Below are 18,819 nucleotides of genomic sequence, written 5' to 3' on the forward strand. Positions count from 1 at the left end.
TCTTAGTTGTTTTCTGTTGTGTTGTAGTTGGGTAATGTGAAGACAAAAGTGGCTCCCTCTTTTACATTATCATTGGCCCAAATAGCGCCTTTGTGATGTTCTATAATTTGTTTGCAAATAGCCAAACCTAATCCGCTACCAATTGGTTTTTTGACATTTTGATTTCTGGACTGATAAAATTTATCAAAAATGGCTTCAAAATCTTCTTTTTTGATTCCTTTGCCGTTATTGTGAATGGTAACTGCTACATTCGATTCGTTTTCCGTTATTTGAATGCTAATCAAACCATCCGTTTCAGCTGAAAATTTTATGGCATTCGATACTAAGTTGTGAATGACTTGAATGATTCGCTCCTCGTCATAAAAGGCTCTAATTTCTTTGCCAGCATCTTCAAATTCGACCTGAATTTTTTTGTTGTTGATGAGTTGTTTTAGAGAATCTAAGGTTTTCTCAATTGTTTTGGCAATGTTATTTCTAGAAAGATAAATTTTTTGTTTTCCTGTTTCAAATTTTTCCAAATCCAAAATCTTATCAATCAAACGATTCAAACGATCCGATTCTGAAATGATGTTTTGCAAAAATTGTTTGCGCACTTCAAAAGGCACATCTTCGTCGTCATGTAAAATTTCGCTTGCCGCACGAATGGCAGTAATTGGTGTACGTAACTCATGAGTAACCGTGTCTAAAAATTCATCTTTTTGTATGTCTTTTTTAACGAGTTCTTCATTGGCTACTTTTAATTGTTCTGATATTTTTTGCAATTCATTGGAAGTATCAGTCAATTTTTTATTGATGATGATATTTTCTTTGGACTCTTCCAGAATTCGCAATACTTCAGGCAAACTAATTTCGTCTTCTTTAACCACACTTGCGATTAATATTTTGGCAGAAGCGGTACCAATATGACCCGTCAATAAATTCTCTGCAAATTTTATAAAACGCGCATCAGCGGTTGCTACATTTTTGTCGATGTTGTACTTTAAATTGAAAATAGATAACGCGCGTTTGGTTCTTTCCTCTCCTAGAAAACGTTGCAATACCTTTTCAATATCCGATACATAAGCAGTTCCTTTCCAAACAAAAGCATCTTCGTGATTGGTGATGTATTTGTCAATATCCACAAACATTTCGGCATAATTGCGCTCTCTGTAGTTGCCTCTAAAACTAACAGATACAGCAGCAAAACTCATTACGTTAAAAAACAAACTCCAAAATAAAGCATGTGGAATGGGTTGTAAATAATCCAAGCCAAAAAGTTGAAATGGTTTTAATAATTCAACTCCCCAAGGACCTTCTTGAATAAATAAACTGCTAGACTCACTAATGCCTAATGCATAAGGTGCCAATAAAGTATAGCAGCAGATGGCGAATCCAATAAGGATACCTGTAATGGCTCCTTTGTTAGAACCTCTTCTCCAAAATAGCGCTCCAAAAAAAGCAGGGGCTAATTGCGCAATCACTACAAATGAAACTAGTCCAATAGAAACTAGAGAGTAATCTAAAATGAAAATTCGGTAAATAGCGTAGGCTAAAATAATTAATAAAAAGATGCCGATTTTTCTACTACGAATGATGCGTTTGTTGTTCTTTTCTTGTGATTTGTTTTGCAACGAACCCACAAATCCATAGGGAATCAATAGGTTGTTACTTAGCATCGTAGCCAATGCAATAGACGAAACAATAATCATCGAAATGGCAGCTGAAAATCCACCGAGAAATACTAAAACAGTAAGTGCATTATTATTGAAAAATTGTGGAATTAATAGGGAATAGGTGTCGGAATTTAATCCTTGACCGTGGAATAAAATATTACCTCCCCATGCAATTGGAAATACAAAAATATTGAACAATAACAAGTACAAAGGAAACAACCACATGGCTGTTCTAAGATGTGTTTCTTTGTTATTTTCTACAATTGAAGTATGGAACTGTCTTGGCAATAGAAATATAGCAAACATGGATAAAATGCAAAGAAAAAACCAATTGATACCACCGGTTAAACCACCTACTGAATTTTTCTTATCAAAATTTTCTAAGACAGCAGCTTTGGTATAAATGTCGTCAAAACCATCAAAGACAAAGTAGGTAACATAAATACCGATGATTAAAAAGAAAACGAGTTTTAAAACCGATTCCATCGCCACTGCGGTAACAATTCCGCGTCTTTTTTCGGAGGCGTCTACATAACGGGTTCCGTAATACGAAGCAAATAATGCCAACGCAATACAAGCATACGTAGTGGTGTCGTAAAAAATATTAGGGCTAGATTCGGTTTTGGTAACAATATGAAAAGTGTCCGAAATGGACTTAAGTTGCAAAGCAATGTAAGGCACAATACCAGAAATACAAACAATGGTAACTAATGCGCCTAAGAATCTATCATTGCCATATCGTAATGAAATGAAATCAGCAATACTAGAAATTTTATTTACTCTTGAAATTCGGATGATTTTTTTTAGAATAATCATCCATGTTGGGATAATAATGATAGGACCTAAATAGATAGGTAAGTAACCTAATCCGGAATTGGCAGCAACACCAATACTTCCGTAATACGTCCAAGCGGTGCAGTACACAGCTAATGAAAGGGAATAAATATATGGATTGTTAGTCCATTTGGAATGACCTCTTTTTTCTGCCCAATAGGCAATATAAAAAAGGATAAGCATGTACAATGCTAAAATGAATAAAAGGCCTACACTACTCATAATATCTCTTTATAATTAAGTAGGTTGCACCAATAGAAAATAACCAAGCAGAAAACACATAAATGTAAATCACAGGAAAGCCAAGAAAAGGCTGAGAGCTGTCAAACAATAACAATAGCGGTAGGTTCAAAGCCAATAGCATTAGCATTGAAAGGATAACCAGCTTTTGTTCGTGTCTCTTCTTCATAGTTATAAAAATATACAAACGCTGCCAATAATGACAGCGATTGTATATAAAATATTAAAATTTTATTTATTATTTGTCGCTATATTCTCCTGTAAGTGAATAGTACCCGAAGATACCTAAACCACCCACAATAATAGGAGCAAGAACAAATGTGTAAATAATAGCAGGAATCAAATCTTCTTGTTTTCCTGTTTCAAACTTTGGAATAGCTTGGTCAATCAAAAGGAAATATCCAGCGGCAACTCCAATGGCAATCCAAACAATGCCTAATACTCTTTTTATCGCATTCATAATATGATGTTTTTTTAGTTTAATTAAAATATTACTTATTCTTTATGAGCGGTACTTTTACCATCTACATATATAGCACCGATTACAAAACAGATTGCTCCGATAATGATTGGGTACCAAAGACCTTCTAAATAAGCGTCTTGAACTACTGGTTCGTTTCCAGCAGCTACTGCAGCGTCATTTAATTTACCTGCACTAACTACTAATGAAGTAGCGATAGCTGGTAATAATCCTCCAAAGATTCCATTACCAATATGGTAAGGTAATGACATTGAAGTATAACGAATTTTTGCAGGGAATAATTCTACTAAGAAAGCAGCAGTTGGTCCATACACCATTGTTACTAAAAAGATTTGGAAGAAAACTAATAAAGTAACCATCCATTTGTCAGAATCATTTACCACCATTGTAGTTACTTTGTCTACTTTTGGTTTTCCATCTACGATTTTTGCAACTCCATTTTCTAAAGCAACAGTTTTTACTTCTTTCCAAGTAGCACCATCTGTAAATTCTTTAGTAGTAGTATAAACTGAATCTAAGGCGTCTTTGTTCTCTTTAGTTTCGGCTAATAAAACAGTTTTTGCAGTGATTTCAGTTTTGTTTTTAATGCTTGTAGTTTCGTACATTGCTTTGTAAACCGGTCTGTAAGATACTACAGCGATTAAAATCCCGATAAGCATTAACCATTTTCTTCCAATTCTATCAGACAACCATCCGAAAAATACGAAGAAAGGAGTAGCCATTAAAATGGCAATCATCATGATGTCTCCTTTTTGATCTACAAGTCCCATTGTTTTTTCGATGAAACTCATAGCATAAAATTGACCTGTGTACCAAACTACACCTTGTCCCATAACCAATCCAAATAAGGCAAGTAAAACAAATTTGAAGTTTAATTTGTGTCCGAAACTTTCTTTCAATGGATTTTTAGATGTTTTACCTTCTGCTTTTACTTTCGCAAATTCAGGAGATTCGCTCATGTTTTTACGAATCAAGTAAGAAACTAAGATCATTAAGATAGATACCCAGAACGGTACTCTCCATCCCCAATCTTCAAAAGCTTCTTTAGTCATTGAACTTTTCGTAACCATAATCACGATAAGAGAAACAAATAACCCGATTGTTGCTGTAGTTTGAATCCAAGAAGTCCAATAACCTCTTTGGCCTGGGCCAGCGTGTTCTGCTACATAAGTAGCGGCTCCACCGTATTCCCCACCAAGAGCAAGACCTTGAAGTAAACGTAATATTAATACTAAAGTTGGCGCCATGAAACCAATAGTTTCATAACTAGGAATACATCCAATCATAAATGTAGCTCCACCCATCAATAATAAAGTAACCATGAACGTGTATTTACGTCCAATTAAATCCCCAAGACGACCGAAGAATAAGGCTCCAAACGGACGTACTACAAACCCTGCAGCAAATGTTGCCAATGTAGAAAGAAAGGCAGCAGTTGGGTTGTCTGAAGGGAAAAATTTAGTTGAAATAATAGTAGCTAAACTACCAAAGATGTAAAAGTCATACCATTCGATCATGGTACCTACTGAAGACGCTCCAATTACGCTCCATAAGGAGCTTTTTTTGTGTTGATTCATAATTTAATTGTTTTTTGGTTTGGTTAATTAATAGTTGTTAAAATGTGTAAACACATGAAATCATTGTTCTGAAATTATTTACAGTTTCAAAATTTGAAGCTGCTTTTCCAAAAAGGTTTGTATCTCCCCATTTAGCAGAAGTTAATTCTAACTCTGGCGATACTCTGAATTTGTTTTTCTTGAAATCGATTCTTCCTGAAAGTCTCCATACATTGTCGATAGATCGTGTGCTAGAAAGTCCTCTTCCAGCGATATTAGCTAATGAAGAGGCAGCAGTGTCCGCTCCATTGTTTTGTGTAGAACCAAAGAATAATCCTGGAGCTACTGATTTTCCATTGCTAGCAATGTCAATCCAGAAAGCATTTGTTTTTGTAGGGTTAAATGTTTGAGTTGTTCCTGAAGTGATAGCAGTATAACCCCCTAACATTACTAAGTTATTCATATTTCCTCCAGAAATTCCGTACGCTTTAATAATGATGTCGTCATCTGCATATTTACCATATCCAAAAATAGAAGTACTATTTAAGGTTTCTGTTGTTACAACATTAGAGAATATAGTATTAGGTTGAACTGATTTGTACTCAACACCAGCTCCTAAGAAAACATTTTTCCCTTTGTATTGTAATTGTGCATTTAATGTTGGCAATGTACTATTGATAGACGCAGCATTTGCAGTAGTTCCCGCAACGCTGAATTCTCTTTCTTTATATGCAGTCAAACTCAAAGAAACGTCTTTGCTTAAAGCTTGTTTCAATTTTACTTGTGTAGCCCATCCAAAAGGATTGAATAGAATCCCAGTGTTGAAATTAGCTACTCCAGGAAATACTTCTGGAATAAACGTTGGGTACCAAGTTTGCCCCATTGTTAATGATGTTTTTTTCCAGTCCATTGTAATGAATGCGTGGCGCAAACGAAGTGAACCAATGTTAGCTTCAACAGTAGCATAGAAATCAGCTTCTAAAGTTCCACCCATTTTAGCTCCCCAAACATCTGGACCTTTTACTTTAGCTCCAAATCTTGAAGTTACTGCTAAGAAGTTGGATTGACCTACTGCATTAGCATCTTTCCCGTTAGCATCTCTCAATACATCATTAGGATATAAGTTCAGTTGGTCTTCTCTAGCCATCGCTGATTTTCTAGAATCAAAAATATAGTCTGATCTAAGGAATCCATACCAGGAAACACTATAGTCATTTGCTGAAGGTGCTGGGGCAGCAGGAGTTTGAGAATATCCTTTAAAAGAAGCAATCGCTGCTAATAGGATTAAATAACGTTTTTTCATAATAATTTTTTGGTTTGGTTAGTAAAATGGTTAGTTTTAATAGAGCCAAATTCTATTATTTTTAGATTAAAAAAAATTATTATATATATAAGTGTAAAGTAATATAGTTAGTCTTTAAAACGTTCCCATTTTATCAGCATAAATTTATCTCCTAACTCTGTGATAATCATCCCAGCCCCTGATAGTAATTCTTTATTTTTCAAATATTCTACGAGCTCTAAATGATTAAAAATCTTATAAGTAGGATGATAATCGGTATGAGAAGGTTTTTTTACATTAAAGCTTTTTACCCAATTGCTAATGGTAACATGCGAAACCCCAATAATGCGCTCTATTTCTCGGTAACTAAGACCTTCAAGATATAGTTGAAGCGCTTTGGTAACGTAGTAGTCGTCTATCTTTTTGCCTATTTTATTAACGGTGAAAAAATAGTTGCAATTTTTGCACAAATATCGTTGTTTGTTGTTGATAATGCCGCTTTTTATGATGTGGTTATTTTGGCACTTTGGGCATGATAAAATTTCCATATATATAAATTTTGCATAAATATAATAAATTAGCAAATATAGCAATTCGAAATTGGCAATAAAATTTAAAAAAAATTACAAACACTTTAATTTTATTGAACTAAAAGCTAATGATTGATACTAATATCTATTAAAATGAAAAATGGATAAGAGTATGTGCTTGGGAGAACTAGATTTAGATGATGCTTATTTTGGTTACCATGTGAAGCTAATCCTTTCGTGTGATTTTATAATCTAAAATAGCGTCATTTTCTATATATACTATCTCCAGCATAATCTTAAGTGCTACTATATTTTTTCTAATTTAGAATTGCCACGCGAAGGGATTCGCGCGGGAGCGGGGGTTTTTAAATTAATAATACAATTGATTTTCAGCATGTTAACCATCAATCACACCTCCATCACTAATTTTGATACACGAGGACGGATAAAAAGCCATTTTAAAAGATTTAAGCGATACTAAATGTACAAAAGGAGAGGCTGTATGTCTCTCCTTTTGTAAAATAATTAACTTAAACCTTGATTATCAATATAGTAACTTATGTATTTATGGTCATCACTAATTTTGATACACTACCACATTACCAGCTAATTTAAATTTGTTTTTTACAGAGTAAACATTACCACATTACCTATAAAAAGGTGTTTTCATCTAGCTTACCTGCTATTATTGCCTTTTCAAGATGCCCTACTGTAAAAGACTTTTTGTCTCTCTTTTTTTTGTTTGTTAAAAATCTAATGAGTGCTGGTAATATAAAATCTCCTTCAGGGCTAAAATAATCATTTGCCATAAATTTCGATATATCTACATTAAATTCTTTTCCAAAAGCAATTATAAACTCTACGGCATCATCTCCAGACACACCTAAATCATCTTCTATTCGTGTCGAACTATTTATCTCTTCATCATTAACCGCAGATTGATTTATAATAAATTCTTTTAACTTATTAAACGTTTCTTCATTCATGATGTACTTATTTTTTTAGTATAGAATTAGATTTTTCTTTAATTTCAGTAATATTCTTGTTATGAACTAAAATCCCCGCTCCCGCGCGAATCCTTTCGCGTGGTTTTACAATTTAAAATTTTGAAAAACACAAATCCCATCTAACAATCCTTTTTCTCCAGCATAATCTGCTGCGCTACTATATTTATAATCTTCGGGTCTAAAAACAATTCCTTCTTCAACAGGATTATTGTGTATGTAATCTATTTTTTGTCGAATTACTTCATTACTCCATAATTCAATTGGTTTGTTATCGTGTCTCCAAAACTGAAAATGGGTAGTATTAGAGCTTTTGTCGGCTTCCTTTTTAAAATAATCCAATAAAAATTCTTTTCTACTTTCTCTTGGATTTTCCTGAATTGCTTTAATAATGCTTCGGCTCGTAAATCTTTTGAAGTCACCTAATACTAATTCTGGCTTTTGGTTTTCTGTGCTTCTAAAAATTAAATGGACATGATTTGTCATGATACACCAAGCATGAATTTCCATGCCTTTGTTTTGCTGACAAAATTCAAGACTTTCCACAATTAAATCTTTATACTCATTTCTTGTAAAAACATCTAACCAACCTACCACAGCAAAACTAACAAAATATAGTCCCTCAGGATTATGGAATTTATAATTTCTACTCATTTTTGTTTTTTCAAATATAGAAAAAATAGTTTGTTATTTAGTGCCACGCGAAGGGATTCGCGCGGTAGCGATGGGGATTGACTTCGTCGAATTTTATTTCGCGCGGGAGCGGAGGAATCTATTGTTTTTTAGTACCACGCGAAAGGATTCGCGCGGGAGCAGAGGGAGAGCAACTAATGAGATTCTTCCTTTGTCAGAATGACAAAATACAGAGGTTTTTTTCTTAAATTAATGATATTGCGCTAGCGTGGGAAAGTGAGGTATATATTTTAGTAAAAACAAAAAACCCACTCGTTTGAGTGGGTTTTGTGGTACCTCCAGTCCCGACGCTTCGGGAGAACCAGGGACACATGGATTTTTATTTTTTGGATAAAATATCTGAAAGTATTTCAGGGTTTTGAATAATTTTTTCAATAAAAACTTTGCTTTTCATTTTCTTGATAAAGCGTTCTAGATATAAAGTCGAATTTCTATCGATACATTCAAAAGTTAACACCAATTCCCAATCATTAGCTATCTTGGAAAATGAATTGGCATATTCATGTTCATTGTGTTTTTGAATTCTTTCTTGAATATTATGTGTTTCACCAACATAATATTTGGTTGAAGATTTAGAATATACTATGTAAAGAAAGTGAGGCATATATTTTAGTAAAAACAAAAAACCCACTCGTTTGAGTGGGTTTTGTGGTACCTCCAGGGATCGAACCAGGGACACATGGATTTTCAGTCCATTGCTCTACCATCTGAGCTAAGGTACCTTGCTAATGCGGGTGCAAATATAGAACCATTTTTAATTTATCCAAAACAAATAGTAAAAAAAATCAATTCGTATCTTCGCGGTGTCAAATAATGAAATATGATTCTAACAATAGATGTAGGGAACACCCGAATTAAAGGTGCTGTATTTGAGAAAGATACCTTTTTGGAGCAATTCCTTTTTGAGCCGAATGCATTACAAAATGCAATTGAAAATATTTTAACAAAATATCCAAGCACTTCCCATTTAGTCGTGGCAAGTGTTGGAAAATTTGAAAAAGAGGCTTTTTCATTTTTTGCAGACAGACTTTCTGTTCACTTTGTTACGCATGAAGATGTTTTTCCTTTTTTGAATGCGTATGCTACACCCACTACTTTAGGGATTGATAGAATGGTTTTGGCTGCGGGGGCTACATTGCGTTATCCAAATCAAAATAGATTAGTAATCGATGCAGGAACTTGTGTCACCTATGATTTTATAAGTCAAGACGATGTGTATTTAGGAGGGGCAATATCGCCAGGATTGCGTTTGCGTTATGAATCCTTACATAATTACACTGCAAAACTACCTTTATTAGGATCAGAATGTCCGGATTATTTCATTGGAAATTCCACAGCGAATTCGATTCATTCAGGTGTGGTTAATGGATTGGCTCACGAAATAGATGGTTTTATCGAAGAGTACCGAACACGCTATTCAAATTTTATCATAATTTTAACGGGTGGCGACGCAGAATTTTTGGCTAAACGATTAAAAAATACCATATTTGCCAATTCAAATTTTCTTTTAGAGAGTTTGAATCACAACTTTCAATATAAAATCAAAAATGATTAAAAAAATTATAGTAAGCACTTGTTTGCTTTTTTCATTCGTAACTTTTGCACAAGAAGGAACCGCTTCGCCTTATTCGTTTTTTGGAATTGGTGATGTTCGATATAAAGGAACTGCTGAAATGCGTGCTATGGCAGGTATCGGAATAGAACAAGATAGTATTCATATTAATTTAGACAATCCGGCAAGTTATGCCAATCTGAAATTAACCACATTTGCCATTGGCGGAAGCTACAACACAACTAATTTAAAAACAACTTCAGAATCAGCAACTACACAAAGAACAGCGCTAGATTATTTAGCGGTTGGATTGCCTGTTACCAAAAAAATAGGAGTAGGGTTTGGATTAATACCCTATTCTTCTGTAGGATATAAAATTGAATCTATTGCTGCTGTTGCAAATCAAAACAGTAGTCGTTTTGATGGGAAAGGCGGGTTAAACAAAGTGTTTTTAGGAATAGGATACAAAATCACCCCAAAATGGAGCTTAGGAGCAGATGCGCAGTATAGTTTTGGTAAAATCGAAACCAATAGTTTGGAGTTTATCTCTGGAATTCCTGTTGGTACTCGTGAATCAAATAATGTAGCCATAACCGGAGTGCATTTTAATACAGGCTTAATGTTTCAAACTAAAATTAAATCAAAATTAAATTTTTATAGTAGTTTGAGTTATTCATTAGACAGTAAATTACAATCAGTAACAGCAAGAAATATTTCAACCGTTATGTTTGATGCAAGTTATAATATGTCTGTTGTGGATCAAGCCGATGAGGTTACAACAACTTCTAATTTAAAATTACCAAGTACAATTACTTTTGGAGCAGGTATTGGAGAGTCAAGAAAATGGCTTTTGGGTGCTCAAGTAAGTATGCGAGCTGCAGCTGGACTTGCTAATAGTTACAACTCATTGAGTAATGTTTCTTACGAAGGAAGTCAAAAATACAGTATTGGAGGATATTACATTCCTAATTACAACTCTTTCTCAAGTTATGTAAAAAGATTAGTGTATAGAGGTGGACTTAAATATGAAAAAACAGGTTTAGTGGTTAATTCGCAATCGATTAACGATATTGGATTGACGCTTGGAGTTGGATTTCCAGTTTCAGGAACCTTTTCAAATGTAAACCTTGGTTTTGAATTAGGAAAAAAAGGAACTACTTCTTCTAATCTAGTACAAGAGAATTATGCTAATTTCAGCCTGAGTTTGTCTTTAAACGACAGATGGTTTGAAAAGAGAAAATTCAACTAATACGCAATCTAGCGCATATTATTTCTTACTTAGTTAAGTGTGATTATGAGATTTCTAAAAAAAAATAACCTTTACTATCTATTGGCGGTTTCACTTGTGATGCTTTCGTTTGGATGTGAAAGTAATTTTAAGGAAATTCAAAAAAATAACTTTTCAGACTTTGTACCTAGTAGTGATGCGGATGAAATCAATTTAAAATATACTGATTCGGGACGAATTACAGCCATTTTGGTTAGTAAAAAAATGCTGGATTATGCCGTAGTTGATTTTCCGTTTACTGAATTTCCAAAAGGAATTCATGTTACATTGTATGACAAAAACGCAAAGAAAACGGTAGTTACTTCTAATTATGCAGTCTCTTACAAGCAAACCGGAATTATTGATTTGCAAGGCAAAGTGAAAATCGTTTCTGACGATGGTCAAATTCTAGAAACCCAACAATTGTACTACGATCAAAATAACGCTTGGTTTTTTACGGAGAGAAAATTCAAATTCACTTCTCCCAAGGGAGTTTCAAACGGACAAGGAATTGATTTTAGTAAAGATTTTAAAGTAATAAATTCACAAAGAATAACCGGCGAAGTTGATTCGGCCGACTAAATAAAACACTATGAGTTATCTTAAATTTACCCCTTATTTATACCTTATTTTAGGAATCTATCTGATCTATGATGGAATTTCAAATTGGAATACTGACGATAGACCATGGATGAGTTTTGGACTTGCGGCATTTGTATTTTTTATGTTTTTCTTCAGAAGAAAGTATGCCAAACGATTTGAATCGTACAAAAAGAACAACAACTAATTGTTGCGAGTTTAGCAATTAGATTTGTAGAAGTCAAAGAGAACAGAATTAGCGAAAATAGCACTAGAACATTGATTTTTTTTAGAAATTTAAAAAATCTTACAAAATAAAACGCTACTAGTATAATTATTAATTAGATAATTGTATTTTCGCAAACTGAATATAAAATTAATTACAATAAAAATGGCAGTTTTAGCAAAAATTAGAAAACGTTCCGCATTATTAATAGGTGCTATTGCATTAGCTTTATTTGCGTTTATAATACAAGATCTTATCGGTAAAGGTGGACTTGGAAAAAACACTAAGGATATTGGAACTATCGACGGAAAAGATATTTCATTTGAAGACTTTAGAGTTAAAGTAAGTAATGTAGAAAAAAGTGGTCAAGGAATTACTTCAACTCAAGCAGCTAATCAAGTTTGGGACCAAGAAGTTTCTGTAGCTTTGTTGACTTCTCAGTTTGATAAATTAGGATTAAGAGTAGGTGAAAAGCACCTAGTAGAAGTTTTGAAAGCAGACGAAAATATTGGAAAAAACCCATTGTTTTTGAATGCAGCAGGATTGTTTGATTTAGCTAAATTCAAGGACTATTTCAAAGCTAACCCAGAACAAGCAGCCGTTTTACAAGAAAGAGAAAAATCAGCAGAATTGAATGCTAAATTTCAAATCTATAGCACTTTGGTAAAATCAGGGTTGTATACTACTGAAGCTGAAGGAAAATTGAAATATGAAATGGAAGCTAACAAAGTGAACTTTGCTTATGTTGCTGGATTGTATTCTACTATTAAAGACAGTCAAGTTAAAGTGACGGATGCTGAAATTGTAGATTTCATGAAGAAAAACGAGAAAAAATACAAAGCTGACGAATCAAGAGAAATCGAGTACGTTTTAATTGAAGACAAAGCATCTAAAGAAGATGAAGCTGATGTAAAAGCTAAAATCACTGCTTTATTATCTGGTAGTGTAGTGTACAATCAAAAAACCGCTAAGAATGATACTGTAGCTGGTTTTAGAACTGCTCCAAATGCTATTGATTTTGTGAATTCAAATTCTGATGTTCCTTACGATTCTACTTATATCGCTAAGAAAAATTTACCTGCAGTTGATGCAGATCAGTTATTCAACTTAGCTCCAGGAGCTGTTTATGGACCATACAAATTTGGAAACTACTATTGTATTTCTAAATCTTTTGGTAAAAAAGCAGGAGTGAATGCTAAAGCAAGTCATATCTTAATTAGTTACGAAGGAACTCAAGTACCTAATAAAAGAGAAAAAAGAACTAAAGAACAAGCCTTGGCTAAAGCGCAAGCTATATTAGCACAAGTAAATACTAATCCAGATAGTTTCATGATGTTAGCATTTTCTAACTCTGATGATTCTTCTGCACAACAAGGAGGTGATTTAGGTTATTTTGGTCCAAACCAAATGGTAAAACCATTCAACGATTTCGTATTTGGAAATGCTATTGGTAAAGTTGGTTTAGTAGAAACCCCTTTTGGATTCCATATCATCAGAATTACTGATAAACAAGATGGTATTCGTTTAGCTACTGTGGCTCAAAAAATTGAACCTTCTGAAGCTACTTCAGATAAAGTGTTTACTCAAGCTACTCAGTTTGAAATGGACGCAGCTAGTAAAGATTTTGCAAAATTGGCAAAAGACATGAAATTAACAGTTGCTGCACCGGTTACAGTAACAGGAATGGAAGAAAACTTCGCTTCTTTAGGAAATCAAAGAGCTATCGTAAGATGGGCTTTTGAAGATGATTCTAAAGTAGGTTCAATCAAAAGATTTGAGTTGGCTAATATTGGTCACGTAATTGCTAGAGTAAAATCGATTGACAAATCAGGTTTAGTACCGGTTACTCAAGCTAGAGCGTATGTAGAGCCAATTCTTAAAAACAAGAAAAAAGCAGAGTTAATCAAAGCGAAGATGACAGGTTCATCATTAGAAGCAATTGCGAAAGCAGCAGGTTCTAAAGTAGAGCAAGCAGCTAATGTAACTATGGAAAATCCTGTATTAGGTCTTGTAGGAGCAGAACCAAAAGTAGTTGGAAATGCTTTTGCATTAGCAGCTAATAAAGTATCTGCACCAATCGAAGGTGTGACTGGAGTGTATGTAGTAAAAAATGTAAGCACAGTAAAAGCACCTGCTTTGAAAAATCATGCAGCTTATGTGGCTAAATTGAAACAACAAACTGCAGGTGATGCGGGTAGAATTCTTCCTGCTTTGAAAGCGAATGCAACTATTGAAGACAATAGAAGTAAGTTTAATTACTAAGCAGTAATTATAGAGTATAAAAAAAGCCAAGATGTAAGTCTTGGCTTTTTTGTTTTTTACTTAATCACAAAATCATTTCTTCATACGGAATTACCGTTTCATATCCTTTGGCAACAAAATACGATTTTGGATTTTCTTTGGATATGACCAAAACAAAATCGCCTCCCCAAGCGCCTAAACTTTTCACAGCACCATCAAAATCAGGGAATAAAGTATCTTTTACTGTTTCTGTTTTTAGAATTTCACTTAAAACAGTTTCGTGTTGGTTTAGTAATTGGGTAAATAACTCTAGATCTTTCGCCTCGATAATATCCTGAGTTAGTTCATTTATTGTAGCGATGTAGTTCGATAATTGTGAAGTCTTGTTGGTATGGTAGTCGGCTATAGCTGATTTACTATTTCGCTTTTGGTTCAAATACACAAAATAGAGGTTTTTGGTAAATTCAGGCTCGAAAACTACTTTTTCTACTCTTGGGTTTCCACTTTCTAAAGTGTAGGTAATAGGGGTGTTGTTTTGCGCACAAGCAATATCGTACCCACTGCCGCCAAAACTTTTATGTAGCAATTCAAACGCATCTATTTGAAACCATTGCGCAATGTTATTAATCAAAGTAGAGGAGGTGCCTAATCCCCAATTTCTAGGAAAGCTCAATTGAGTGGTTATGGTAAGCCCTTCTGAATCAGAAAGTAGGTTAGAATTCATACTATCGGCAACTTGTAAAATTTTGATTAATGTTGCTTTTACCGATTCGGCTGAGGTGTTGTTTGGTTCTTTTATTTCTTGAAATGTAATATGATCTTCAAACCAAAGACTTCCATCCGCATCATAACTTCTCCAGTGTATGGCACCACTATTCGTTTCTTTTACAATGAGATTTTGTCCCATTTTGGTAGGCAAAGCCAATCCTTTAGCACCATCTAAAATGAGGTACTCTCCTGTGATTAGTAATTTACCATTGCTGTAAAAGGTATGTTGCATATCGATTAGTTTCTCAATTGTTTCATCAAATCAACCACAGCGCTGTGTGAAACCGTTTGATGTTTGAAATGTTTTTGAACCGCAGTACGTTCTTCTTCTGTTGCTTCGAATTGGTTCAAAATATTATTCAAGTGCATTTTCATGTGTCCGTCCTGAATTCCTGTTGTGGTTAAAGAGCGCAAAGCGGCGAAGTTTTGTGCTAGTCCCGCAACAGCTACAATTTGCATTAATTCTTGAGCGGATGGTTTTTCAAGCATTTCCAAAGATAATTTGACCAAAGGATGTAAACTGGTCAATCCACCAACGGTTCCTAAAGCCAGCGGAATTTCCATCCAAAAGCTAAAAATACCATTTTCTATTTTAGCATGAGATAAACTTGAATACTGTCCGTTGCGAGAAGCATACGCATGAATACCTGCTTCAATCGCTCTAAAGTCATTTCCAGTTGCCAAAACTACAGCATCTACACCATTCATAATTCCTTTATTATGGGTTACGGCACGGAAAGGTTCTACTTCGGCAATGCGAACGGCTTGCACAAATTTTTCTGCAAATTGGTATGGATTCGGAATGTGTTTTTCTTCTAAGTCGGCAATGGGACACGAAACTTCGGCACGAACCAAGCAATTGGGAACATAATTCGACAAAATGCTCATTACGATTTGGATGTCTTTTTCTGTTTCCGAAAAAAGTTCGTATTCGTTTGCTTTTGCTTTCAATGTTTTGGCAAATTGCTCCAAACACGAGTTTATGAAATTGGCACCCATACTATCTTTGGTTTCAAAACTGACATGAAGCTGAAAATAGTTGGGAATTAAATCGGTTTTGTCTTTTAATATAATATCTAAAATACCTCCGCCACGGGCTTGCATATTTTTAGTAATGCTAGCGGTTTCAGTAAATAAATCGGCTTTGATTTTCGAAAAGAAAGTGTGTAATTTTTCGGCTTCCCCTTTGAAAATGAAATGAACTTGACCAATTTTTTCGGTGTCAATTACTGTAGTCGTAAATCCACCTCGAGTAGACCAAAATTTAGCTGCTTTGGAAGCCGCCGCTACTACGGAGCTTTCTTCGATAGCCATTGGGATAGTTTTGTATTTTCCGTTGATGAGAAAATTTGGGGCTACACCCAAAGGGATATAAAAATTAGAAATCGTATTTTCGATAAATTCGTCGTGTAGTTTTTGGATTTTTTCATCTGAATTCCAATAGTTTTTCAATAATTGAATTGCATTTTCAGGCGTTGAAAAATAGGTTTTGGCAACCCAATCTATTTTTTCTTCTTTGGATAGTTTCGAAAATCCACTTACGGCTTGGTTCATTCTCAATTGATTATAGTAATTTCCTCGCAAAGATACACTTTTCGACCTTTTCTTCAGTAACTCATTTTATGCAATAAATTGAAGTAATTGAATTTGAGTTTAACATTTAACAGCCCAAATGTGAAATAATTGTAATTTTTTCACTAAAATTGGGGTCGTTTATAACCAATCAAAAATTATGAAATCAAACCTATCTTTTGTTCTGTATTTTGTGTTCACAATTGCAGTTTTTGGACAACAAAAAATTACTGTTGAAGAAATATATTCAGGAGCCTTTAGAGCCAAAGGAATGGACGAATTACAGTCCATGAAAAATACCAACCAATATACCGTATTGAATTATGACAATGCGTCTAGAAGTATGCAAATTGACCTTTTTGACTTTGCTACTTTGAAAAAAGTAAACACTTTGATTGATACTAAAAACTTTCCTGTTTTGGCAGATGGTATAGATAGTTATACATTTTCGCCAGACGAGAAATTAGTTTTAATTGCGAATTCTACCAATCAAATTTTCCGCCACTCGTTTACTGCCGATTATTATTTGTACGATACAACTACAAAAAACGTATCTAAAGTATTTGATTTTCAAGTTCAAGAACCTACTTTTTCGCCAGATGGTAAAAAGATAGCATTTGCTAGAGAAAACAATTTGTATGTATACGATATTGCCACTAAACAAATTACAGCCATCACCACAGATGGAAAAAAGAATAGTATCATCAACGGAATTACTGACTGGGTATACGAAGAAGAATTTGCTTTTGTTCGCGCTTTTGATTGGAGTAAAGACAGTAAAAAAGTAGCGTATATTCGTTTTGACGAAAGTCAAGTTCCAGAATTTTCGATGTCGATTTTCAAAAAGGATTTGTACCCAACCATTGAGACATTCAAATATCCTAAAGCGGGAGAGAAAAATTCAGAAGTATCGTTGCATATTTATGATGTAGCTTCTAAAGGAACTCAAAAAGTAAATCTATCCCAATATTCAGATTTTTACATCGCTAGAATGCAATGGACTAAGGAAGCCAATGTGCTTTCGGCTCAGGTGTTAAATCGCCATCAAGATAATTTGGACTTGTTGTTTATAGATGGAAATTCAGGAACTACGAAAGTAGTGTTGAATGAGAAAGACAAAGCCTATGTAGATGTTACTGATAATTTGACGTTTTTGAAAGACAATAGTTTTATTTGGACTAGTGAAAAAGACGGTTTCAATCATATTTATTTATATGACAAAACTGGAAAATTGAAAAATCAAGTGACAAAGGCAACTGGGAAGTGACGAATTACTACGGTTTTGACGAAAAAACCAATACTGTTTTTTACCAATCGGTAGAAAATGGTTCGATTAATAGAGATGTGTATAGCATCAATCTTAATGGCAAAAATAAACTGCGTTTGTCTAAAACGACAGGAACTAATGCGGCAACTTTCAGTCCGAATTTCCAGTATTTTATCAATACGTTTTCTAGCGCTACACAACCAACTACGTACACGTTGAATGAAGCTAAAACAGGAGCGCAAGTGCAAGTGATTGAGAAAAACGAAGATTTAGCAGCTAAATTAAAAGGCTACAATTTACCTTCAAAAGAATTTTTTGTTTTAAAAACGGCAAAAGGGAACGAATTGAATGCTTGGATTTTGAAACCAAAAGATTTTGATGCTTCTAAAAAATATCCGGTTTTTATGTACCAATATTCTGGTCCAGGATCTCAACAAGTAAATAACGATTGGAATTCTAATGATGATTATTGGTTCCAAATGTTAGCGCAACAGGGATATATCGTAGCTTGTGTTGACGGACGCGGAACAGGTTTCAAAGGAGCTGCATTCAAAAAAGTAACTCAAAAAGAATTGGGTAAATACGAAGTAGAAGACCAAATTGATGCGGCTAAAGTCATTGGAAATTATCCGTATGTAGATAAAAACAGAATTGGAATTTGGGGTTGGAGTTTTGGAGGATTCATGGCGTCTAACTGTATTATGAAAGGGAATGATGTGTTCAAAATGGCTATTGCGGTGGCTCCGGTAACGAACTGGCGTTTTTATGATAGTATTTACACGGAACGTTATATGCAAACGCCTCAAGAAAATGCAAGTGGCTATGACGAAAATTCGCCTATCAATCACGTAGCTAAATTAAAAGGAAAGTTCTTGTTGATTCATGGTTCAGGAGATGATAATGTGCATGTTCAAAATTCAATGCAAATGATGGAAGCGATGATTCAAGCCAACAAACAATTTGATTCTCAAATTTACCCTGATAAGAATCACGGAATTTATGGAGGTAAAACGAGAATTCAGTTGTTTAACAAAATGACTAATTTTATCAAAGAAAATTTATAAACCAACCAATT

At 34.2% G+C, this 18,819-nt stretch carries 15 protein-coding genes, 1 tRNA gene and 1 pseudogene; 6 read left to right on the forward strand and 11 right to left on the reverse strand.

The window, feature by feature from the left end; translation table 11 throughout:
• Positions 1 to 2 precede the first annotated feature (2 nt).
• From RMR09_RS00345 to RMR09_RS00385, 9 genes are all read right to left on the reverse strand, one after another.
• On the reverse strand, positions 3 to 2,708 hold the full coding sequence (locus RMR09_RS00345; protein WP_310593847.1) for a sensor histidine kinase: 2,706 nt from the start codon (positions 2,706 to 2,708) through the stop codon (positions 3 to 5).
• A gap of 256 nt (positions 2,709 to 2,964) precedes the next feature.
• A complete protein-coding gene (locus RMR09_RS00350; RefSeq protein ID WP_310593848.1) occupies positions 2,965 to 3,186 on the reverse strand; it encodes a DUF6814 family protein in 222 nt (73 codons plus the stop codon).
• Between the two features lie 35 nt (positions 3,187 to 3,221).
• A complete protein-coding gene (locus RMR09_RS00355; RefSeq protein ID WP_310593849.1) occupies positions 3,222 to 4,784 on the reverse strand; it encodes an MFS transporter in 1,563 nt (520 codons plus the stop codon).
• Positions 4,785 to 4,821: 37 nt separating this feature from the next.
• Positions 4,822 to 6,066, reverse strand: coding sequence for a hypothetical protein (locus tag RMR09_RS00360; protein WP_310593850.1), 1,245 nt, complete (start codon positions 6,064 to 6,066; stop codon positions 4,822 to 4,824).
• 107 nt (positions 6,067 to 6,173) lie between these two features.
• Complete coding sequence (locus RMR09_RS00365) at positions 6,174 to 6,593, reverse strand: helix-turn-helix domain-containing protein (protein WP_310593851.1); 420 nt, start codon at positions 6,591 to 6,593, stop codon at positions 6,174 to 6,176.
• 632 nt (positions 6,594 to 7,225) lie between these two features.
• The gene (locus RMR09_RS00370; protein ID WP_310593852.1) at positions 7,226 to 7,561 is read right to left on the reverse strand and encodes a DUF1493 family protein; all 336 of its coding nucleotides are present in this window, start codon (positions 7,559 to 7,561) and stop codon (positions 7,226 to 7,228) included.
• A gap of 105 nt (positions 7,562 to 7,666) precedes the next feature.
• Positions 7,667 to 8,233, reverse strand: coding sequence for an REP-associated tyrosine transposase (locus RMR09_RS00375; RefSeq protein ID WP_310593853.1), 567 nt, complete (start codon positions 8,231 to 8,233; stop codon positions 7,667 to 7,669).
• A 358-nt stretch (positions 8,234 to 8,591) separates the two neighbouring features.
• Complete coding sequence (locus RMR09_RS00380; RefSeq protein WP_310593854.1) at positions 8,592 to 8,876, reverse strand: GIY-YIG nuclease family protein; 285 nt, start codon at positions 8,874 to 8,876, stop codon at positions 8,592 to 8,594.
• A 45-nt stretch (positions 8,877 to 8,921) separates the two neighbouring features.
• Positions 8,922 to 8,994: transfer RNA gene (locus RMR09_RS00385), tRNA-Phe, on the reverse strand.
• A 98-nt stretch (positions 8,995 to 9,092) separates the two neighbouring features.
• Here RMR09_RS00385 and RMR09_RS00390 point away from each other — a divergent pair.
• From RMR09_RS00390 to RMR09_RS00410, 5 genes are all read left to right on the forward strand, one after another.
• A complete protein-coding gene (locus RMR09_RS00390) occupies positions 9,093 to 9,827 on the forward strand; it encodes a type III pantothenate kinase (protein ID WP_310593855.1) in 735 nt (244 codons plus the stop codon).
• Positions 9,820 to 11,073 (forward strand): hypothetical protein, encoded by a 1,254-nt coding sequence (locus RMR09_RS00395; protein WP_310593856.1) that lies wholly within the window; start codon positions 9,820 to 9,822, stop codon positions 11,071 to 11,073. The genes RMR09_RS00390 and RMR09_RS00395 overlap by 8 nt, the downstream gene beginning before the upstream one ends.
• 45 nt (positions 11,074 to 11,118) lie before the next feature.
• A complete protein-coding gene (lptC, locus tag RMR09_RS00400; RefSeq protein ID WP_310593857.1) occupies positions 11,119 to 11,673 on the forward strand; it encodes an LPS export ABC transporter periplasmic protein LptC in 555 nt (184 codons plus the stop codon).
• A 10-nt stretch (positions 11,674 to 11,683) separates the two neighbouring features.
• A complete protein-coding gene (locus tag RMR09_RS00405; RefSeq protein WP_310593858.1) occupies positions 11,684 to 11,878 on the forward strand; it encodes a hypothetical protein in 195 nt (64 codons plus the stop codon).
• Between the two features lie 183 nt (positions 11,879 to 12,061).
• Entirely contained in the window at positions 12,062 to 14,158 is a 2,097-nt protein-coding gene (locus tag RMR09_RS00410; protein ID WP_310593859.1) for a peptidylprolyl isomerase, read from the forward strand.
• Between the two features lie 64 nt (positions 14,159 to 14,222).
• Here the strand turns inward: RMR09_RS00410 and RMR09_RS00415 are convergent, their stop codons facing one another.
• Positions 14,223 to 15,137, reverse strand: coding sequence for a GYDIA family GHMP kinase (locus RMR09_RS00415; protein WP_310593860.1), 915 nt, complete (start codon positions 15,135 to 15,137; stop codon positions 14,223 to 14,225).
• A 5-nt stretch (positions 15,138 to 15,142) separates the two neighbouring features.
• A complete protein-coding gene (locus RMR09_RS00420; RefSeq protein ID WP_310593861.1) occupies positions 15,143 to 16,459 on the reverse strand; it encodes a hydroxymethylglutaryl-CoA reductase, degradative in 1,317 nt (438 codons plus the stop codon).
• A 178-nt stretch (positions 16,460 to 16,637) separates the two neighbouring features.
• Here RMR09_RS00420 and RMR09_RS00425 point away from each other — a divergent pair.
• Positions 16,638 to 18,808: pseudogene (locus tag RMR09_RS00425) on the forward strand (S9 family peptidase).
• Positions 18,809 to 18,819: the final 11 nt, after the last annotated feature.

The organism is Flavobacterium sp., assembly GCF_031537875.1.
GTDB lineage: Bacteria > Bacteroidota > Bacteroidia > Flavobacteriales > Flavobacteriaceae > Flavobacterium.